1 protein-coding gene is annotated in these 948 nt (G+C 72.0%); it reads right to left on the bottom strand.

From position 1 onward, the window contains the following. A partial coding sequence (locus TN53_RS40970; protein ID WP_420719167.1) for an NAD(P)/FAD-dependent oxidoreductase occupies positions 1 to 948 on the bottom strand: 948 nt, incomplete at both ends.

Raw genomic sequence — 948 nt, 5'->3', positions numbered from 1 at the left:
ATGCCACACTGTGAGCCGGTCCATGCCGATGCGGCGGTCCAGCCACGGCAGCCGGGACACAAGAAGGAGTTGCAGCAGCATCAGCAGGGCCGCGTGCCGGTGGGTGACCGCGGCGGCGGTGAGGCGGTCCACGTAGCGCTTGCCGAACCGCGTCACCGCGTCGGGCCGGGTGACCTCGTAGACCCAGGGATAGGAGAAGTCCATGCCGGTGGCCAGCTGCCAGGCGGGGGTCATGGTGCGGGCGAAGGCCTTGCGCAGGCGGCCGGCCAGTCCGATGTGCGTGCCGTGCGCGGCGAGTCTTTCGCTCAGCACCTGGGCGCACTGGACGGCGACGGACATGCCCTGCCCGTAGGAGGGGTTGAATCCGCCGAAGGCGTCGCCGATGACGAGGAATCCGTCGGGCCAGCGGCTCAGCTTCTCGTAGTGCCGCCAGCGGTTCTCGGTGCGGCCCGAGCCGTGGACCGGCTCGAGCGGGGGGGCGGACTCGATGACGTCGCGCAGCACCGGGTCGCGCAGGGGGCCCGCGGCGCGCAGCAGCCCTTCGTGGTCGGTGGGCGGGCGGTCTCCGCCGCTGGCGGAGACCGACACCATCCAGCGCCCGCCCTCGATCGGGTTGAGGATGCCCTGGCGGGGGATGTCGGCCGAGGCCATCAGCAGCATGCAGGACCAGTCGGCGACATGGCCGGCGGGGGGCTCGTAGACGGAGGTGGCGTACGCGGTCTTCGCGTCGACCACGGACTCCTGCGGGCGCTCGTAGCCGAGGTCCTCCAGCCATTGCGGGGCTTTGGACTTGCGGCCGGTGGCGTCGACGACGAAGTCCGCGTCGATGAGGTACTTCTCGCCCCAGCCGCCTCGCGCCTCGCCGTCCCTGCCGCGCACCCACACGCCGGCGACGGCGCCGCCGCGTCCGCTCTGGAGTCCGAGGGCCTCGTGTTCCTCGAGGAACTC

It is taken from the genome of Streptomyces sp. WM6386 (genome assembly GCF_000972385.1).
Lineage (GTDB): Bacteria > Actinomycetota > Actinomycetes > Streptomycetales > Streptomycetaceae > Streptomyces.
This window is presented reverse-complemented; position numbering and strand designations above follow the sequence as displayed.